We start from the raw sequence: 647 nt of genomic DNA on the forward strand, positions 1-647 counted from the left end.
GATAAAGCGGTCGAAAATCAAATCAATCCTCTAATTTTGAACTGACCGGAAAAAGGGGCCGCTGACAATTGCACGTTTGTGGCTCGAATTAGACTTTCTGGTAAATGGCTTGAGAAGGCTGGTTTTAGAACAGGGAAAAAGATTATTGTAGCACCAGAGGATAATAAGTTGACAATTTATATACTTGACGCTTAATCTCGCCCAACATGAAGGCTTCCCTTTTTGAGTACGCTTTAAAAGTAGACAAATTTCATAGTATTATGTTTTCCTGAGGGGCGTAGTGAAGCGAAGGCGTAGCCGAAGCGGAACGAAGCCCCTCAGGAAGCGGGCCGCCGACCCCCTCCTTATTTTTCCGGTAAAGCACAGGGGGCAAGCCGCCCAGCGCATCATGTGGCCGGTGATTGTTATAGTCATTGATAAAATTCGCCGTCACTTCTCTGACTTCATTAAGACTGTCGAACAAGTACGCATCCAACACTTTTTGCCGGTAGGTGCGGTTAAATCTTTCAATATAACCATTTTGCGCAGGCTTGCCGGGCTGTATGTATTTAAAATCTATACTGTCAGCGGCCCCTTTTTCCGGTCAGTTCAAAATTAGAGGATTGATTTGATTTTCGACCGCTTTATCCACTACCGTCCGCGCTTCA

1 protein-coding gene and 1 pseudogene are annotated in these 647 nt (G+C 45.1%); one reads left to right on the top strand and one right to left on the bottom strand.

The annotated features are described in order from the left end of the window. Window positions 1-78 precede the first annotated feature (78 nt). Window positions 79-195 (top strand): SymE family type I addiction module toxin, encoded by a 117-nt coding sequence (locus M4J38_RS19855; RefSeq protein WP_374662964.1) that lies wholly within the window; start codon window positions 79-81, stop codon window positions 193-195. A 55-nt stretch (window positions 196-250) separates the two neighbouring features. Here the strand turns inward: M4J38_RS19855 and M4J38_RS17515 are convergent. After that, window positions 251-559: pseudogene (locus tag M4J38_RS17515) on the bottom strand (transposase); the annotation flags it as partial. Window positions 560-647 lie beyond the last annotated feature (88 nt).

It is taken from the genome of Parasegetibacter sp. NRK P23 (assembly GCF_023721715.1).
Classification (GTDB): domain Bacteria; phylum Bacteroidota; class Bacteroidia; order Chitinophagales; family Chitinophagaceae; genus Parasegetibacter.